The organism is Solidesulfovibrio fructosivorans JJ], assembly GCF_000179555.1.
GTDB classification, from domain to species: domain Bacteria; phylum Desulfobacterota; class Desulfovibrionia; order Desulfovibrionales; family Desulfovibrionaceae; genus Solidesulfovibrio; species Solidesulfovibrio fructosivorans.
Map to the genome: position 1 here is coordinate 35,909 of NZ_AECZ01000013.1, position 15,449 is coordinate 51,357.

A 15,449-nucleotide genomic window follows, 5' to 3' on the forward strand; every position below is an offset into this window, starting at 1 on the left:
AAGCCCGAATGGAACAAAGGCAAGGCTTATGAGGCGGCCGGGGGAAACCTTTCTTGCGGAAAGCTTATCCCCCGGCCCCTCCTTCCAAAGATCCTCAAGGGAGAACGGATTGTCATTGATCTAACATATGAGAATTAAAAAGGTTCAGGAAAGGGGTGCCCCCAGAGGATCTGCCGTCTTTTTCAAAGGGGGTTCCCCTCCAGCATTTTCCTGCTTATGCTCTTTCCATCGCTGTTAACGGATGTTCGCATTATAGCGAGAGTGTCGCGCCCGGGGCGGGGTATGCGGCACGGAAGGAGTGCCCATGCGTTTCGAGGTCCCCTTTGTGCCCGATCCGGCGTACGCGGCCTTGCTCGCGGCCAACGCGCCGGCCATTTCCGCCGTTTATTTTCGTCTCGGTCCGGACACGCCGGACGCCCGCTTGCCCGGAACGGGCGAGGTCACGCCGCAGGAGCTGGCCGAAGGACTGCGGGCGCTGCCGGACGTGCCGCGCCTAGGGCTTTTAAACGCCAGCTTCCACGCGCCGGAACTGCTCGTCGGCGACGGGCTGCGCGATCTGGTCATGCTGCTGGAAGGGTATCTCGCGGCCGAAGCCATCACGGGCATCGTCTACGCCGACCAGTACCTGCTTGCGGCCTTGTCCGACATGTCCCCGGAGGTGGCCGGGATGCTCACCGCCGTTCCGAGCATCAACTTCCGCCTGGACCGGATCGAACGGCTGGCCTCGGTGCTCGACGCCGCCGCGGACACCCATTTTCGCCCAGCCGAATCGGTGATCCTCGACCGGGATATCAACCGCGACGCGGCGCGCCTGGCCGATGTGGCCGGAGAGGCGAAGCAGCGCTATCCTGGTCTTCGCATCGGGCTTATGGCCAACGAAGGCTGCCTGTTCGCCTGTCCGTACAAGAACGCCCACGACGCCCACATCGCCTTGTCACGCCTGGCTTCCTGCCCGGCAGGCCCGGACCTTAACCGTGATATCGGCTGCCTGCGCGCTTTTTTCGATCACCCGGAGCGCCTGCTCGCCTCGCCGTTTTTACGGCCGGAAGACGCGCGGCGGCTGGAGGGCGCGGTCGATTGCCTGAAGATTTGCGGCCGCACCCGGCCGGCGGTCGATCTGGCCGCTATCGTGCGCGCCTATCTGGAAGGCCGCTTCGACGGAAACCTGTTGTGGCTGCTCGATACCCAGGAGGTTCTGTCGGGCCGGTTTCTTTTGCAAAACGACGCCTTGCCCGGGGACTTCTTCGACCGCACCAACGGCTGCCGCCACCAGTGCCGGGAATGCGGCTACTGCGGCGAACTGGCCGCGCGGCTCCTTACCGAGCGCGAGCTGACGCTGCCGCGTTATGGGAATGGGAATTATTGAGGGAGAAGAGGTGCGAGAGGGGGACCCTTTTTGAAAAAAGGGTCCCCCTCTCGCGCTCTCCCCTCCAAAAAACTTCTTACGGTGACAAGCTGTTATCGTTAAAAGTCTTTTGAAAGGGGGTCCGGGGGAAACTTTTCTTCAGAAAAGTTTCCCCCGGTTCACTCTTCAAAAAGTCTTTAAGGATGCGGCGGGCCGGGGTGCCCCGGGCCGGGATGGGGCAGGGCCGCGCCCGGCGGTGGTGGCGGCAGCGGGTGGTGGTGGCGGCGCGGGGGCGGACAGCCCATGGCCGTCACGACAAAGGCCAAAAGGGCCAGCAGGCAAAGCAGGCGTTTCATGGGTCCTCCGTTTGGCGACGTTGCGGACGCGTCCGGGTTAGGCCGGATGCGTTTTTTCGTCTTGTAACCGCAGCCGCCGGCACTGCCAAGGCAGGGCGGAGGGCCAGCCGTAAGGCTTTATAGGATCGAACGCCGGCAGAAGTCCTCGAAATCTTCGTCCATGCATTTGGAGTCCTGGCCGTTTTCGGTGCTGGACGGAACCTTGACGGTCTCCTCGCGCCACACGTCTTCGTCAGGAATGTAAAAGCTGACGTATTCCAACTGGATGCTTGGTGCGAACATGCTCATCCTCCCTGATGGTTCTTTTTGCCTAGCAGGTTTTGTGCCAGAGGGAGACGCACACTTTGCAGCCGTGCCGATACGGGGTATCGAGGCACCATGAGAAGCCGTTTTTCCTTCCTGTTGGCCCTTGTTCTCGCCTGCGCCGCCCCGGTCCGGGCGGCCGAGGACGCGCCCAGGGCGGTGCTCAGCCTGGACGCGCCGGCCGGGAAAATCCTGCCGCGTCATTTCCGCACCTGCGCCTTTCCATTGCGCCCGGAGGAGGGAGCCGCGCCGTCCCAGGTCGGATTGGACGGGCTGCGTATTTCCGGTAGCGCCGAATTTTCCCCAGGCGAGTTAGGCGTCCTGGCCGCCAACCTGCCGGGGCCGGTGACGGTGGCCTTTTGGCGCCGTTTCTACGACTACGCCAGGGCCAATCCCGGGGCGCGGCCGCTTTTGTGGCGGGCGTGGCTGGCCGGCCGGGGCAAGTCCTGAGAGCCGGCCGGCGGGAGGTCATTTCCGGACGTGGTGGGCCGCGACCGTGATCGTGATGCCGCCCCTGGCGGCGAATTCGCCCGTGACCTCCATCTCGACCGGATCGCAGGCCGCCACCAGGTCGTCCAGAATGCGGTTGGTCAGCGTCTCCATGAAGGTGCCCTCGTCGCGGTAGCTGAACAGGTAGAGCTTGAGGGATTTCGACTCGATGCAGCGCGCCCCCGGCACGTAGCGGATACTGATGCGGCCGAAATCGGGCTGGCCGGTCTTGGGGCACAGACTCGTGAATTCCTCGCTGGAAAAGGTCACCTCGTAGCGCCGGTCGGGGTAGGCGTTGGGAAATGTCTCCAGCAGGGACGGGGTGACGGTGCGGGGATAGCGCGTGGCCCCCTGGCCCAAGGTTTTAAGCTGGCTGACGTCGTCTTTCGGTGTGGGCATGAAGGGCTCCTTGACGGCCCGGGTCGGGCCGTGGTTGTCATCGTGGGATTGACAGGGAAAGAAGGCCTTCCTACCGTGCCTGCCCTTCATGTTCAACGCCTTGGGGGAGAACGTCCATGCCCGGTATCTACGCCATCACCGTTTCCGGTTCCTTCAGCGCGGCCCACAGGCTCCCCGGCCATCCCGGGCCCTGCGCCGCCATGCACGGCCACAACTTCGCGGTCACGCTCCACCTTGTCGCGACAAGCCTCAAGGACGGCATGGTGGCCGATTTCCTGACCGTGCGCGCCGCGTTGGACGCGGCCTTCGCCCGGCTCGATCACGCCTGCTTAAACGACATTCCCGAGCTTTCGCCGCCCACGGCCGAGGTCATCGCGGCCTGGATATTCGGCGAGGTGCGCCCCCGGCTGGAAGACGGCCGGGTGCGTCTTTCGCGGGTGACGGTGGAGGAAAGCAAAGGGCTTGTCGCCAGCTATACGGAAGACGCCTGATGCTGAGGGTTCACGAGATTTTCGCCAGCATCCAGGGCGAGTCGAGTTATGCCGGCTACCCCTGCGCCTTCTTGCGCCTGTCCGGCTGCAATCTGGACTGTTCCTGGTGCGACACGCGCTACGCGTCCGCATCGTTTACGGCCATGTCCCTGGACGAGGCGCGACAAAAGCTTCTGGCCCTCGGGCTGCCGCTCGTGGAGCTGACCGGTGGGGAGCCGCTTTTGGAGCCACTCGCACCCGCGCTTGCCGCCTCTTTGGCCGATGCCGGGGCGACCGTGCTGGTCGAGACCAACGGCAGCCTGGACATCGGTGTTCTCGATCCCCGGGTGATCGCGGTCATGGACGTCAAATGCCCGGGCAGCGGCATGGAAGGGAAAAACGACTACGCCAACCTGGACCGGCTGCGGCCCCGCGACGAGGTCAAGTTCGTGTTGGCCGGGCGGGAGGATTACCTTTTCGCCAGGGATGTGGTCCGCCGCGTGCCGGCCGGCAATGCCGTTCATTTTTCACCCGTTGCCGGCCGGCTCGATCCCGCCGAACTGGCCGCCTGGATGGTGGCCGACGCGTCCCGGGCGAGGCTGGCCTTGCAATTGCACAAATACATCTGGAGCCCCGACGCCCGGGGCGTATGAGGAACGTGATATGACGACGCCGGAAAAAAAGGCGGTGGTGCTTTTTTCGGGCGGGCTCGATTCCACGACCTGCCTGGCCGTGGCCCGCGAGGAGGGCTTTGCGCCCTGCGCCCTGAGCTTTGCCTACGGCCAGCGCCACGAGGTGGAGCTTCAGGCGGCAAAACGCGTGGCCGCGGCCATGAACGTCGCCGCCCATCTCGTCTTGCCCCTGCCGCTCGGAGCCATCGGCGGCTCGGCGCTCACGGCCGACATCGCCGTGCCCAAGGACCGCGACGTGGCCGCCATGGAGGCGGAAATCCCGGTCACCTACGTGCCGGCGCGCAATACCATCTTTCTCTCCATGGCCCTTGGCTGGGCCGAGGTGCTCGGCGCGCAGGACATCTACATCGGCGTCAACGCCCTGGATTATTCCGGCTATCCCGATTGCCGGCCGCAGTTCGTGGCCGCCTTCGAGGCCATGGCCAACCTGGCGGTCAAGGAGGCGGTGGAGGGACACCTGCGCATCAGCATCCACACGCCGCTGCTGCACCTGACCAAGGCCGACATCGTGCGCCTGGGCACGCGGCTCGGCGTGGATTACGGGCTCACCCACTCCTGCTACGACCCCGATCCTTCGGGGCTTGCCTGCGGACGCTGCGACAGCTGCCTGCTGCGCAAGAAAGGCTTCGCCGAGGCCGGCATCCCCGACCCCACGCGATATACACCTGCGTAAAGGAGCCGGGGGGAAACTTTTCTGTAGAAAAGTTTCCCCCCGGACCCCCTTTCCAAAGACTTTTAGCGGTTACAGAGTGTTATCGTTACCGCGTCTGTAACCGGTAGAAGTTTTGGGGAGGGGAGAGCGCGAGAGGGGAACCCTTTTTTCAAAAAGGGTTCCCCTCTCGCATTCTTGCCCTACTCCTCAAATCTTGGCGACAGCACGATCGGGTCGCGCAGGAAATCGATTTCTTCCTGGGTCAGGATGCAGGGTTCCTGATTGTGGGGCGTGGGGGCGGGAGGAATGCGGCAAAGCGTCTCGCGGGTCTGGGCCAGGAGCGACTCCGGCAGGATCGGCAGCGGGCAAAGTCCCTGGATACGGCCCTTGGCCGTGGCCTGTCGCACCACGGTCGGGCAGGGCGGATGGAAAAGCGCGACGACTTCCATGCCGCGCCGGCTCAGGGCGTACATGTCGGCCACGGCGGCATCCGCGTCCTCGCCCACCTCGTAGTAGGCCAGGCGGCAGATTCGCCTGCTCCCCATGAGACGCAGGGCCTCCTCGTAGTCGCGGGCCGCGACCACGGGGTACTTGCCCGACAGGACCCCGGCCATGACGGCGAGGTCAATGATGTCCGGGCTGATGATGCAAACGCCGGCGGGCGGCATGGATCTCCTGGAGGACACGCCCCAAGCGTGTCCGTAAAACGAGGGGGTGACGGTGCGTCCGGACTTGTTTTCCATCAGGCGAGGGCGGGCGCGTGGGGCATGCCGCACCCATATATCGCGCTGTTGCGGGTTTCTTTTTTGAGAGGATGGAAGCATCGTTTTGCCAGGACAGTGCCTTGCTGCGCAAATGATTTGCAATATCCGTCTTGTTGCCAGGAAGTCGTTCCGGACGTGGTTTCGGTTACCAGTCTACCGTTTCCGACGGTCGAGACCGCCTCAAACCGGAGGCTCGCGGCTCGCGATCGGCCGATGGACGCGACGATGTTGCTCCGGGGAGCGGGAGGAGCCATACTCGGTTGGGCGCGGCGCGCGCCCGGAAGGTTTCGCCGGCCGGCCGGACCCGGGCGCGACCCGCCCGCCAAATCGTTCGCAACGGGAGCTTTCTTGGATCCGACCACCCCCAGGGAGCGCACGCGCAAGCCGGCGCTCATGATCCTCACCTCGCACCGCAGGGACTGTTTCGACCTGTGTGTCTGGTGCCTGGAGCGCTTCACCCGGCTGGAGCGTTTTACGGCCGTCTATGTCTTGGCCAATGCCGTTTCGCCCGAGCACGAGGCGAGCATCGCCGCCTTTGCCGCGCGCCATGCCCATGTCCGGGTGATTCCCTGCCTGCCCGCGGGGCTGGTGCCGGCGGTCATGGATGCGCAAAACGCCATCCTGGCCAGACATGCGGATGACGGCGTGGTGAAAATCGACGAGGACGTCTTTGTGACGGAGCACTGGCTGGAGCATCTGCTGGCGGCGCAGCGGATGCACGCCGAAAATCCGGGGGTGCTGCTCGTCGCCTGCCCGACGCCGGTGAGCACCACGGGCAAACGGTGCCTCGGGGCTTTTTTCCGGGCGCATTTTCCCGATATCGTGGAGCGCTGTGCCGCGAGCCGGGTCTACGACGACCCGGTCTACCACCGGATGGTGTGGGAGGCGGTGCTGACGCGGGACCTGATGGGGAAGTACGCCCGCTTCGCCAACGACGCCTACTTCTATTCCGCGAGCCTCATCATCCACTGCGTGCTCTACGACCGCAAGGCCCTGGAGGCCATCGGGCCGTTCCCCACCCAGGCCATAAAGGGCACGCTGGTGACCGACGAAGTGGCGGTCAACATGGCCCTTCGCCGCACGGGGAAAAAGGCGGCCCTGCCCTCGGCCGGGCTGGTGCACCATTACAGCCACGCCGCCTGCCTTGCGGCCATGCTGCGCGACGTGCCCGTTTCGCGCATCGGGGCCTGGATGCGCGAGGCGGCGGGGCGGTAGCGCCGTTACGGCGTCGGGACCCCGAGCAGGCGCAGCAGCCCGTCCAGGATGGTCAGCGGATGGGGCGGACAGCCCGGGACGTAGAGGTCCACGGGCATAACACCCGGCGCGCCGCCGCGGGTCTCGGCGCTGGCCGCGAAGATTCCGCCCGAGATGGCGCAGGCCCCGACCGCTATGGCGAGCCTCGGGTCCGGCACGGCGTCGAAGGTGTCGCGGGTCGCTTGATACATGTTTTCCGTCACCGGGCCGGTCACGGCCACGCCGTCGGCGTGGCGGGGCGAAGCCACGAAATCGATGCCGAAGCGACCGAGGTCGTAGACCACCGTGCCGAGCACGTTGATGTCCGCCTCGCAGGCGTTGCAGCCGCCGGCGCTTACCTGCCGCAGCTTGAGCGACCGGGCGAAGAGCTTGCGTCTGGCGGGCTCCAGGGGCCTGACCTCGGGCTTGGTCCCCGGGCGCAGAATCAGCCCTTCCCGGCTGGTGGAAGCCAGGCGGTGGTCGCCGGTGAAGCGCACCCGGCCGCCCGGACAGGCCGCGCAGGCCCCGCACAGGATGCAGCGGCCGAGGTCGAGGTACAGGCCGTCGTGGTCGAAGCCGAGCGCTCCGGTGGGGCACAGCCCGGCGCAGACGGCCTTGCAGTCCGAAACGCAGGGGCCGTCGACCAGCTCGGGCCGTCCCCGGTAGCGGGGCGGCAGCGGGGGCAGGCTTTTGGGGAAGGCGACGGTGCGCCGGCCCTGTTGCAGGCGTTCGAGCAGAATGCGAAACATGGGCGCGTTCCTAGAGGTCGTGTCCGCAGTACGACAGATTGAAGCTCTTGTTGCACAGGGGAAAATCCGAAATCTGCTGTCCCCGCAGGGCCACAGCCAGCCCGAACCAGTTGTGATAGGACGGGTCGATGATCTTGTAGGCGGCGAAACGGCCGTCCGGGCCGGTCACGGCCACATGGTGCACCTCGCCGCGCCAGCCCTCGACGATGCCGACAGCCAGACGGTCCGGCGGCAGCCCGTCCGGCATGGGCCGGCCCACGGGGCCTGTGGGCGGATCGGCCAGGGCCTTGTCCAGAAAATCCAGGGACGTTTCCAGCTCCAGCCGGCGCACCAGGGCCCGGGCGTAGACGTCGCCGAAATCGTGCAGCGACAGCGGGATGTCCTTGGGATCGGTCCCGGGCAGGGGGAAGGTGCGCCTTGCGTCCCGGGACAGGCCACAGGCCCGGGCGGGGGGACCGACCAGCCCCAGCTCCTGGGCCGTCGTCGCCGTCAGCCGTCCCGTGCCCTCGAACCGGGCCAGGACCGTGGACGAGGCGAAGAGCAGTTCGCAGGCCCCGAAGGCGGCCCGGCGGCCGGCCTCCAGGCGCTTGGCCAGTTCCACGCGCGCCTCCTCGTCGAGGTCGACGGCCGCCCCGCCCGGGCGCACGATGCCCCGGCCGAAGCGGTTGCCGCAAAAAAGCGCGGTCATGTTGAGAAAATCGCCCCGGATGCGGCCGCAGTAGGACATGGTGGGCAAAAAGCCCACGTCGCCGGAAAGGGCGCCCAGGTCGCCGGTATGGTTGGCCAGACGTTCGAGCTCCAGGGCCAGGCGGGCGATCCAGCGGCCGCGCGGCGTGGCGTCCCGGCCGGTCAGGCTCTCCACCACGGCGGCATGGGCCAGGGCGTGCCCGATAGTGGTGTCGCCGGCTACCGTCTCCACGAGATGGGGCGTGCGGATGTCAGGGCCGCCGACCAGCAGGCGCTCGACGCCCCTATGCTGGTAGCCGAGGCTTATTTCCAAGTGCAGGACGTTTTCGCCCGCGCACTGGAACCGGAAATGGCCGGGCTCGATGATGCCGGCGTGGACCGGGCCCACGGCCACCTCGTGGGCCTCCTCGCCCTGGACCTTGAAAAAGTCGGTGATGCCCGGCCTTGGACGCGGTCCGTCGGGATGGGGAAAGGACGGGGCGAAGCGCACGGGTTTGAGCCAGGGATGGCCCTCGGGCCGGATTTCCCACTGCTCGAAAAGCTCGCGCTCGAAAAGGTGGCACTGCGGGCACTCGGGGGTGAGCGACGGGTAGGCGGTAACGGGGCCGGCGCGAAAGACGGCGAGCTTGCCGTCGTGGTCGCGTCCGGTCAGGGCGATAAGTCCCACGCCGCCTTTGCCGGGCAGGCCGAAAAGGGCCATCACCCGCCAGCCGTCGGCCACGCGGTCGAGAATCCGCTGGCGGAAATCGCCGAGCGACAGCAGGGGAATGTCGGCCAGGGGCAGGCTTTGGGTATGGGAAAATTCCATGGCGTCAGCCTCCGATGGCCCCGGCCACCCGGGAAAGAAAGGCCTGCAAGGGCGCGGGCAGGAAAAGGCCCAGCACAAGGACCAGGGCCAGCAGGGCGAAAGGCGGCCCCCAGGATACCACCGGTTCCGAAACCGGCGGACGGACGGCCGGCGGCACCGGTCCCTGGACCATGCGCAGGACCGTCACGGACATGCCGACGAAAATGACCGCCAGAAAAACCAGGTAGCCTACGGCGGCGGCAATGGCCCCGGCGGCGAACATGGCCCGCAGGATCAGCAGTTCGCTGACGAAGAGGCCGAAGGGCGGCGAGCCGCAGATGGCCAGGAAGCCGGCCAGCCACATCGCGCCCGTCACGGGCAGGGCCCGGGCGAGGCCCCGGGCGTCGTGGCAGGACCGCGTGTGGTACAGGGCCAGGATATTTCCCGAAACGAGAAAGAGCGCGCCCTTGGTCAGGGAATGGCAGGCGGCGTGGAGCATGGCCCCGAAGACCGCCCCGCCGCCGATGCCGACGCCGAGGGCCAGGATACCCATGTGCTCGACGCTGGAATAGGCGAGCAGGCGTTTGTAGTCGCCCTGGCCGACGATGAAGACGGCGGCCACGCCCATGGAAAGCAGACCGAAAAGGACCAGCAGCCCGCCGCTGAAATCGGCGATGCCGGCCGCGCCGAGAACCTGGTGGGCGCGCAGGATGCCGAGAAAGGCGCAGTTTAAAAGGGCTCCGGAGAGAAGCGCCGAAACGAGCGACGGCGACTGGCTGTGGGCGTCGGGCAGCCAGTTGTGCATGGGGGCCAGCCCCATCTTGGTGCCGTAGCCGACGAGCAGGAAAATAAAGGCCGCCTTGAGCCAGGGTTTGCCGGCCATGGCCGCCCGGGGCAGCATGGCGGCGACGTCCATGGAGGGGAGCGGACTGGCCGGGTTGTAGAAGGCCACGGAAAAAAGGATGTTGCCGAGTAGGGCCAGGGCGATGCCCACCGAACAGATGAGCAGGTATTTCCAGGTCGCTTCCAGGGAGCGGCGATGGCGGTGGAAATAGATCAGCGGCGCGCTCGAAAGGGTGGTGGCTTCGATGCCGACCCAGAGCACGGACAGGTTGCGCGTGGTCGCGACCAGCGTCATGGAGGCCAGAAACAGGCACAGGCAGGCGGTGAAGATGCGCTCCGGGGCGTTTTGAAACACGGCCCCGTCCTGGAAATCGCGCTTGGTCCCGCCGCCTTCGGCGCGCAGGTAGCCGGTGGCGTAGATGGCGGCGGCGAGAAACAGCAGGCTGGCCAGGGTCAGGAACAGCTGTCCGGGCGCGTCGAGTTCCAACAGCCCGCCAAAGGCCGGAGCCGGCGGATGGGCGAAGGTGGCCGCGACGAGGGCGGTGTGGAGCATGGCCGCGATGACCAGCACGGCCCGGCGGGGCCGGTCGGCGGGCAGGGCCAGGGACAAGGCGGCGGCCAGGATCGGGACGAGAAGCAGGGCGTCGAGCATAGAGGATCAGTCCCGCAGGCTGCAAAACCGTCCGACGTCGATGGACTCGAAGGTCTTGTTGATGTGGTGGATGGCGATGCCCATGACAAAGACGGCCACGAAGATGTCGAGGAGCACGGACAGCTCCAGCCAGACCGATCCCTGGCCGGAAAGGGGCGTGCCCAAAAGGAAGATGCCGTTTTCCATGCCCAGGTAGCCGATGACCTGGGTCAGGGCCTTTTTGCGGGCCACGACCAGGGTCAGGCCGGCGAAGATGGTGGTCAGGGCCGTGGGGAAAAGAAGCGGCGGGAAAAGCCCCGGCGGGAAGGGCAGGCGCGTTTCCAGCCAGAGGGAAAAGAGCAGCCCGGCCACCCCGGCCACCAGCGACAGGTGGAAGCCGATGGTCGGCTCCACCACCGGGTTGACCTCCAGACGGGAAAGCGTGCGGGCCAAAAGCGCCGGAAAGCCCACGCCCTTGATGGCGAAGACGGCGAAGGACAGGGCCAGGGCGTGGCCATGGGCGGCCGGGCCGGTGAAAAGGAGCGGCACGGCCGCCAAAAGCGCCCCCTGGATGGCGGTCAGGCGGATCAGCACCCGCAGCCGCGAAATGGCCAGATAGGCCAGGTTGCAGCACAGCAGGGCCACCAGGACGGATTCGAAAAGCTCCACGCGCCTACCTCCAGAGCGTCAGGACCAGGGACAGGGCGGCCAAGGCCCCGGCCCCGCCGAGAAGGCGCGGCACGCGCACAAGCCGCAGCCGGGCCATGATCGACTCCACCACGCCGACGACGGCCGCCGTGACCAGCATGGCGACGAGCCATCCTCCCCAGGCGGCCAGCGGCGGCAGGCCGGCCAATGGCACCAGACAGCCGACGACCAGGGCGCAAAAGAGCCAGAGCTTAAGCGCCGCCCCGTAGACGATGGCGGCCATGTCCGGGCCGCTGTGGTCGAGGACCATGACCTCGTGGATCATGGTCAGCTCCAGGTGGGTGTTGGGGTCGTCCACCGGCAGGCGGGAGTTTTCCGCCAGCAGCAGCACGAAGAGCACGGCCGGCACGAAAAATTCCTCGGGCGCGAAGGCCCGGCCCGGCCCGACGAGCATGGCCGAAAGCGACAGGCCGTCGGTCTGGCTGGCCAGGCACAGGAAACACAAGAAGAGCACCGGCTCGGCCAGGGCGGAAAAGACGGCTTCGCGGCTGGCGCCCATGCCCTCGAAGCTCGAGCCCGTGTCCAAGGCGGCCAGCACCAGGGCCAGCCGGGAAAGCCCGAGCAGGTAGGCCATGAGCATGAAGTCCCCGGCAAACCGCACGGGCGCGGGCTCCCCCCCGGCCGGGACCAGGGCCAGGGCGCAGGCCACGGCGGCAAGGGACACGGTGGGGCCGGCGACGAACAGCCACGAAGCGGTGCGGCTTATGACCGCGCCTTTGCGCAAAAGCCGCCCTAGATCGAAATAGGTCTGGAGCAGCGGCCGTCCCTGCCGTCCGGCGAAGCGGGCCTTGACGCGGTTGATGACGCCAAGGAGCAGGGGGGCCAGGAACAGGGCCAGGATGGGATGGATGAAGGACTGCATGGCTAGAGTTTCCAGGCCAGAAGCAGAACCACCGTGGCCAGGATGTAGAGGATGTAAAGGTGGACCCGGCCGTGCTGCACCACTTTGAGGCTGTCGCATATCCGGGCGGTCCACTCGAAGGCCGGGGAGAAGACTGTGGTCTTGAGCCGGTCCGGGGCCGCGACCGTCAGCCGGGCCCGGGCCGGAAACCAGCCGGGGGCCATGTCCAGGCGGCTTTTTTGGCCCATGGGGCCGGACAGGATTCTGGCCGCCGGTTCGACGAACGAGGCCGCGCCGTACTGGATGCGGGCGGTGGGAGCCAGGTAGCCGCAGCCCCAGGTCGGTTCGCGACGCGTGCCGGCGGCGGCGAGCAGCCGGTTTCGCACGAGAAGGATGGCCAGGACCAGGACGGCGAATCCGCCCAGGACGGCCAGGACGCCCCACTGCATGCCCAGGGCGTCGGCCGCGGCCTTCCGGGCCGGACCGGGTTCGAGGCCGGGAAAGGTGAGGGCGGCCTGGGCGGCAAGGTGAAAAAGCCAGGGCGCGGTCACGGCCGCGCCCACGCAGCAGGCGGCCAGGGCGATGACCGGGACCAGGGCGCGCGCTCCCGGGGCATGGGCCGTCGCCGCCGCCGGGGTGCGGGGCTCGCCGAGAAAGGTCAGGCCGTCGGCCTTGGCCAGGGCGGCCAGGGCGAATCCGCCCACGGCGGCCAAAGCGGCCATGGCGGCGGAAAATCCGGCCCGGGGCAGCAATCCCGGCAGATCGAGGCCGTGAAACATGGCCATGGCCAGGGTCAGCTCGCCGGCGAAACCGGCCAGGGGCGGGAGTCCCGCGATGCCGGCGGCGGCCAGGGCGAAAGCCGCGCCAACGAACGGCATGCGTTTGCCGAGGCCGCCGAGGTGGCTCAGGCGCACGCTGCCGACGCCGTGGAGCACCTCGCCGGCGCATAGAAAGAGCGTTCCCTTGAATGCCGCGTGGTTGAGCATGTGGAGCAGCGCCCCGGCCAGCCCCAGCACGGCCACGGCGGGCGCGCCGGCTTGCTCGCCCACGCGGCCGATGCCGAGCCCGAGCAGGATGATGCCCATGTTTTCCACGCTGGAATAGGCGAGCAGCCGCTTGAGGTTGCCCTGGGCCAGGGCCTGGAGGATGCCGGCAAGGGCGGTGGCGAGCCCCAGGGCGACGAGGACCCAGCCCTGCCAGGACGCGCCCGGGCCGATAAGTTCCAGGGCGCGCCACAGGCCGTAAAGCCCGGCGTTGATCATGGCCCCGGACAGCACGGCCGAAACATGGCTCGGCGCGGCCGGATGGGCTTCGGGCAGCCAGACATGGAAAGGAACGAAACCGGCCTTGGCCCCGAATCCGACCAGGGCCAGCACGAAAAGGACGGCCGGCGCGGCAAGTCCGCCGTGGGACAGGGACAGGCGGATGGCCGCGAATCCCGTCGCGCCCGTGGCGGCCCACAGCAGCGTGAAAAAGGCGATGACGCAGACCGCGCCCAGGTGGGCGGCCACGAGGTAGATCCAGGAAGCCTCGCGCACCGCAGGTTCTTCGTCGTGGTGGGCGATAAGGAAAAACGGGGCCAGGGACATGATCTCCCAGGCCAGAAGAAAGCAGACGGCGTCCCGGGCGGTCATGACCAGGACGAGGCCGGCCAGAAGCAGGTTGTAGAAAAACCAGTGGGCGCCGGAACGGGACGCGCCGCCATGCTCCCCGGACAGGGCGGCCGCGCCGGAGACGGCGCAGATCGCGCCGAGCGCGCATACCGGCAGCAGGAAAAGCCGGCTGACCGGATCGAGCCCCAGTGAAAACGCGCCCATGGGCAGGCCCCAGGACAGGCGCATGGCGAGGAAACTGTTGAAGGGACCGGACAGCACGGCGGCCAGGGCGGCCAGACAACCCAGAACCGCGCCCGCCGCGCCGACGGCATGAGCCCTTTGGCGCAAGGCCAGGGCAAGAAGACCGCTTGCGATATACAAGGCGACCGCGACAAGAAGCCACTCCACGGGAAAAACCTCGCATGAGGGCCTTTCTCGCGGGAATGCGCCTTCGGCCCGGAATAGGGAAAGAAATGATCGCTATGCCTGTTGCGTGGCGCTGTCAACGCGGCGGATGCGCGGAGCGGCCAAAGACGCGCGGCTTAAGGGGCGCATGCGGGCAAAAGGCGCGTCGCTCCAGTCGCGACGGCTGAACGTCGCAGAGGACTTGTGAGCGCGCCAAAGTAAAAGACCTCAGGGATGCGTTCCCTGAGGCCTTCTGAAGTGGTCGCGACCACTCTTGTGTCTGGCGGGGCCGACGAGACTCGAACTCGCGCCCTCCGGCGTGACAGGCCGGCGTTATAACCAACTTAACTACGACCCCGCATGGTCTCTGGTAGGCGGAACAGGACTCGAACCTGTGACCCTCGGCTTGTAAGGCCGATGCTCTCCCAGCTGAGCTACCCGCCCGCCCGGCGAGACACGGTATCTACGCAGACCCCGCCCCGCCGTCAACAAGTTTTTTCGAAAAAAAACGACCCAGGTGCATTTTAGTTGCGATTCCGGTAGGCTGGAAACATCATGTAACCGCTGCCGGAGGCGCTGCCGTGACGCTTGTCGTTTGGCTTTTCGTCGTTGTCTTCCTCGTATCCGCCGCCGTAACCGGGCTGACCACGGTATTTTCCCTGTGCGCGGCCGCCCGCCCCGGCGCGCCCGAATTCCTGTCGCGCCCGTGCCGGCATCGCCGCGTCGCCTGTCGTCTTTACGGCCTCGCCACCGGCATGGTCAGCCAGTGCGTCATGATCCTGACCTATCCCCTGGGGCCGCTTGTGGGCCGCGCGCCGAGACCGGCCAGCGACCCGGACGCGCCGACCGTCGTCTGTCTGCACGGGCTCTACCACAACGCCGCCGCCTTTCTCCTCCTGCGACCCGTGTTGGCCCGGTATGGCCTTCGGCGCGCGCTGTGCCTGTCCTACCGGAGTTTGGGAACCGATTTCGAGACAACGGCAAAGGAACTGCTTGCCCGGGTACGCCGGGAAGCGCCCGGGGAGGGGCCGCTTCTCTTTTTGGGGCACAGCCTGGGCGGTCTTATGGCCCGGCGGCTCATGGCCGAGCCCGACATCGCCCGGCGGACCAGGGCCGCTGTCACGTTGGGCGCGCCGCACCGGGGAAGCGCCCTGGCCGTGCTGGCCCTCGGCCGGCTGGGGCGCGGGCTCGTTCCCGAAAGTCCGCTTTTCCAGACGATCGCGGCCTGGGCCGATCCTCCGGATGCGGCGCTGTTGTCCCTGGCCTCGCCGGTGGACAACATGGTGATGCCGCTTTCCGGACTGGTGGTTGGGCGCGCGGGCTGGGTCGAGGAGGCCTGCCCGCCGGTATCCCACGTGGCCATGCTCTATGCGCCCGCCGTGGCGCGCCGGGCGGCGTCCTTTCTCGCCGGCGCGGCCGGCGTGTGCCGGTAATAATATATTGATCCACGACGGCTTGGGGTTGTCCTTCGCACGAATGTTGGGCTATGTTGTTTATCTG

At 67.1% G+C, this 15,449-nt stretch carries 17 protein-coding genes and 2 tRNA genes; 7 read left to right on the forward strand and 12 right to left on the reverse strand.

Annotated elements, in window-relative coordinates; translation table 11 throughout:
• Window positions 1-304 precede the first annotated feature (304 nt).
• Window positions 305-1,366, forward strand: coding sequence for a hypothetical protein (locus DESFRDRAFT_RS10735; RefSeq protein WP_005993795.1), 1,062 nt, complete (start codon window positions 305-307; stop codon window positions 1,364-1,366).
• A gap of 176 nt (window positions 1,367-1,542) precedes the next feature.
• Here DESFRDRAFT_RS10735 and DESFRDRAFT_RS22715 read toward each other — a convergent pair whose 3' ends face one another.
• Together DESFRDRAFT_RS22715 and DESFRDRAFT_RS22720 are read right to left on the reverse strand one after the other, a co-directional pair.
• Window positions 1,543-1,701 (reverse strand): hypothetical protein, encoded by a 159-nt coding sequence (locus DESFRDRAFT_RS22715; protein ID WP_005993796.1) that lies wholly within the window; start codon window positions 1,699-1,701, stop codon window positions 1,543-1,545.
• A 117-nt stretch (window positions 1,702-1,818) separates the two neighbouring features.
• Window positions 1,819-1,983 carry a hypothetical protein gene (locus DESFRDRAFT_RS22720; RefSeq protein ID WP_005993797.1) on the reverse strand — a complete coding sequence of 55 codons (165 nt, stop codon included), beginning with the start codon at window positions 1,981-1,983 and terminating at the stop codon, window positions 1,819-1,821.
• Between the two features lie 96 nt (window positions 1,984-2,079).
• On the opposite strand from DESFRDRAFT_RS22720, the gene DESFRDRAFT_RS10740 reads away from it, so the two are divergent.
• Window positions 2,080-2,454: a protein-tyrosine phosphatase family protein gene (locus DESFRDRAFT_RS10740; protein WP_005993799.1), complete on the forward strand. Its 375-nt coding sequence runs from the start codon at window positions 2,080-2,082 to the stop codon at window positions 2,452-2,454.
• 18 nt (window positions 2,455-2,472) lie between these two features.
• On the opposite strand, the gene queF is transcribed toward DESFRDRAFT_RS10740, so the two are convergent.
• A complete protein-coding gene (queF, locus tag DESFRDRAFT_RS10745) occupies window positions 2,473-2,892 on the reverse strand; it encodes a preQ(1) synthase (RefSeq protein ID WP_005993800.1) in 420 nt (139 codons plus the stop codon).
• Between the two features lie 116 nt (window positions 2,893-3,008).
• Here queF and DESFRDRAFT_RS10750 point away from each other — a divergent pair, with 116 nt between their 5' ends.
• The 3 genes from DESFRDRAFT_RS10750 to queC are packed head-to-tail and all read left to right on the forward strand — an operon-like array spanning window position 3,009 to window position 4,727.
• The gene (locus DESFRDRAFT_RS10750; RefSeq protein ID WP_005993802.1) at window positions 3,009-3,383 is read left to right on the forward strand and encodes a 6-pyruvoyl trahydropterin synthase family protein; all 375 of its coding nucleotides are present in this window, start codon (window positions 3,009-3,011) and stop codon (window positions 3,381-3,383) included.
• A complete protein-coding gene (locus DESFRDRAFT_RS10755; RefSeq protein ID WP_005993803.1) occupies window positions 3,383-4,015 on the forward strand; it encodes a 7-carboxy-7-deazaguanine synthase QueE in 633 nt (210 codons plus the stop codon). Before DESFRDRAFT_RS10750 ends, DESFRDRAFT_RS10755 begins: the two co-directional genes overlap by 1 nt.
• A gap of 10 nt (window positions 4,016-4,025) precedes the next feature.
• Window positions 4,026-4,727, forward strand: coding sequence for a 7-cyano-7-deazaguanine synthase QueC (gene queC / locus DESFRDRAFT_RS10760; RefSeq protein WP_005993804.1), 702 nt, complete (start codon window positions 4,026-4,028; stop codon window positions 4,725-4,727).
• 179 nt (window positions 4,728-4,906) lie between these two features.
• Here queC and DESFRDRAFT_RS10765 read toward each other — a convergent pair whose 3' ends face one another.
• Entirely contained in the window at window positions 4,907-5,374 is a 468-nt protein-coding gene (locus DESFRDRAFT_RS10765) for a hypothetical protein (protein ID WP_005993805.1), read from the reverse strand.
• A gap of 444 nt (window positions 5,375-5,818) precedes the next feature.
• Here DESFRDRAFT_RS10765 and DESFRDRAFT_RS10770 point away from each other — a divergent pair, with 444 nt between their 5' ends.
• On the forward strand, window positions 5,819-6,685 hold the full coding sequence (locus DESFRDRAFT_RS10770) for a hypothetical protein (RefSeq protein WP_005993806.1): 867 nt from the start codon (window positions 5,819-5,821) through the stop codon (window positions 6,683-6,685).
• 5 nt (window positions 6,686-6,690) lie between these two features.
• Here DESFRDRAFT_RS10770 and DESFRDRAFT_RS10775 read toward each other — a convergent pair whose 3' ends face one another.
• The 8 genes from DESFRDRAFT_RS10775 to DESFRDRAFT_RS10810 form a co-directional block, all read right to left on the reverse strand.
• Window positions 6,691-7,452 (reverse strand): NADH-quinone oxidoreductase subunit B family protein, encoded by a 762-nt coding sequence (locus DESFRDRAFT_RS10775; protein ID WP_005993807.1) that lies wholly within the window; start codon window positions 7,450-7,452, stop codon window positions 6,691-6,693.
• 10 nt (window positions 7,453-7,462) lie between these two features.
• Window positions 7,463-8,947, reverse strand: coding sequence for a hydrogenase large subunit (locus tag DESFRDRAFT_RS10780; protein WP_005993808.1), 1,485 nt, complete (start codon window positions 8,945-8,947; stop codon window positions 7,463-7,465).
• Window positions 8,948-8,951: 4 nt separating this feature from the next.
• Window positions 8,952-10,421 (reverse strand): proton-conducting transporter transmembrane domain-containing protein, encoded by a 1,470-nt coding sequence (locus tag DESFRDRAFT_RS10785; RefSeq protein WP_005993809.1) that lies wholly within the window; start codon window positions 10,419-10,421, stop codon window positions 8,952-8,954.
• Window positions 10,422-10,427: 6 nt separating this feature from the next.
• Complete coding sequence (locus DESFRDRAFT_RS10790) at window positions 10,428-11,069, reverse strand: hypothetical protein (protein ID WP_005993810.1); 642 nt, start codon at window positions 11,067-11,069, stop codon at window positions 10,428-10,430.
• Window positions 11,070-11,073: 4 nt separating this feature from the next.
• Window positions 11,074-11,970: a respiratory chain complex I subunit 1 family protein gene (locus tag DESFRDRAFT_RS10795; protein WP_005993811.1), complete on the reverse strand. Its 897-nt coding sequence runs from the start codon at window positions 11,968-11,970 to the stop codon at window positions 11,074-11,076.
• 2 nt (window positions 11,971-11,972) lie between these two features.
• A complete protein-coding gene (locus DESFRDRAFT_RS10800; protein ID WP_005993813.1) occupies window positions 11,973-13,952 on the reverse strand; it encodes a proton-conducting transporter transmembrane domain-containing protein in 1,980 nt (659 codons plus the stop codon).
• A gap of 278 nt (window positions 13,953-14,230) precedes the next feature.
• Window positions 14,231-14,307 (reverse strand) — tRNA-Asp (locus DESFRDRAFT_RS10805).
• A 10-nt stretch (window positions 14,308-14,317) separates the two neighbouring features.
• Window positions 14,318-14,393 (reverse strand) — tRNA-Val (locus DESFRDRAFT_RS10810).
• Window positions 14,394-14,530: 137 nt separating this feature from the next.
• On the opposite strand from DESFRDRAFT_RS10810, the gene DESFRDRAFT_RS10815 reads away from it, so the two are divergent.
• Entirely contained in the window at window positions 14,531-15,382 is an 852-nt protein-coding gene (locus DESFRDRAFT_RS10815) for an esterase/lipase family protein (RefSeq protein WP_005993816.1), read from the forward strand.
• Window positions 15,383-15,449 lie beyond the last annotated feature (67 nt).